General features: G+C 52.7%; 2 pseudogenes. One reads left to right on the forward strand and one right to left on the reverse strand.

The window, feature by feature from the left end:
* Nucleotides 1–864 (forward strand): annotated as a pseudogene (locus ACTHS3_RS12205) (glucose-6-phosphate isomerase); the annotation flags it as partial.
* A 51-nt stretch (nucleotides 865–915) separates the two neighbouring features.
* Here ACTHS3_RS12205 and ACTHS3_RS12210 read toward each other — a convergent pair.
* Nucleotides 916–1821: pseudogene (locus tag ACTHS3_RS12210) on the reverse strand (NnrS family protein); the annotation flags it as partial.

A 1821-nucleotide genomic window follows, 5' to 3' on the forward strand; every position in this document is an offset into this window, starting at 1 on the left:
TTTTGGGACTGGGTCGGCGGACGATACAGCCTGTGGTCGGCCATCGGCCTGCCGATTATGCTGTATCTCGGCGAAGAGAACTTCATCGAAATGCTCAACGGCGCGCACCTGATGGACCAACACTTCATCAATACGCCGCTAGAGCGCAACATGCCGGTTATCCTTGCCCTTATCGGCGTTTGGTACATCAACTACTACGGCGGCGGCAGCCATGTTATCGCGCCTTACGACCAACATCTCCACCGTCTGCCTAAATTCATCCAGCAGCTCGATATGGAGAGCAACGGCAAACAAGTTACCCTCGACGGTAAACCGGTCGGTTACGAAACTTCCCCGATTATTTGGGGCGAGACCGGTATCAACGGCCAGCACGCATTCTTCCAACTGCTGCACCAAGGTACGCACATCACGCCGATTGATCTGATTGCCTCCCTTGAAAAACGCAGCAACCTGCGCGGCCACCACGAAATCCTGCTGGCGAACGTTTTTGCCCAAGCCGAAGCCTTTATGCGCGGTAAAACGCCTGACGAAGTACGCGCCGAGCTTCAAGCACAAGGCATGGACGAAGCGCGTATCGAAGAGCTGGTTCCGCATAAAACCTTCTCCGGGAACCGTCCGACCAACCTCATCCTCATGGACAAAATCAACCCGCGCAATATGGGCAGCCTAATTGCCATGTACGAACACAAAACCTTCGTTCAAGGCATTATTTGGGGCATCAACAGCTTTGACCAATGGGGCGTAGAACTCGGCAAACAACTGGCCAAAACCATTCTTGCCGAATTGACCGGCGAGACCGAAGTGCAAAAACACGACAGCTCCACTACACGCCTGATTAATCTTTATTTGAACGCCAACAAATAAAGCATTTATTTAAAGCTAAGGCCGTCTGAAATTTTCAGACGGCCTTTTGTTTTATTCCGGATCATCCGTAAACGCATTTTCCCGAAATATCGGTACAAATGTGAAAAGATACAGTACGAACACGGCGATGGTCAGAATCGCAGGAACGGTGATGAAAAATATCGGGTTCACGTTCATCAAGAAAGCGCGCGAGACGGCAGCTATAAAGAGTAGGGGGACGGCAATGCGGCAGAGTTTTGGGTAGTCGAGCTTGGTAAAACCGCTGTGCCACAGTCCGGCGGTCAGCCACACCATTATCACGCCGCCCATCATGCCGCCGAGGGTAATCAAATGCAGGGGGGCAGAAGCGAGCAGGTTTTGCAGTTTCGCCGCGCCTGTCCACAGATAGCCTGCGGCGGCAAAAAGCTGGAGCAGGTAATAGGTGCGGACGTAGTGTTTGCGCAGGAGTTCGTGATGGTGAAGCTCACGCAGCTTGGCAAGCAGGATAAAGCCGACGGCGAGCGCGGTAAAACCGGCGGTCTGCGCGGGCAGCCAAAGTTCGGCGGCAGCGTGCAAGAGCAGGAAAGTAATGGCGATGTTTTTATAAACGATATTTGGAATAAAAACAGGGTCTTTCAGACGGCATTCTTTAAGGGCTTCCGCGCCCAAAAGAATGCTGACGCGGACGGATACAAACATGACCGCCGCCATGTTCAGATGTACTTGCGCGCGCAATAAGTTCAAATTGCCAGTTGCGGCGTAGGCCGTCTGAAAAATAGTAAACGCGGCAAGCAGCATTAAGAGGGCGAAGTTATCAGTGTTGTGGTCGAGCCAAATCAGCCAGGCGCAAAACAGCAGCTATACCAGCCAATAGGCGGCAACGAAAAACGAGGCAGTTTGCGGCGAAAAGGGCAGTATGGCAGATGCGGCGAGCAGTAATGCCGCCATCAAAGTAGCGACAGGTTTCAGACGGCCTTT

The organism is Neisseria sp. P0009.S007, assembly GCF_051962515.1.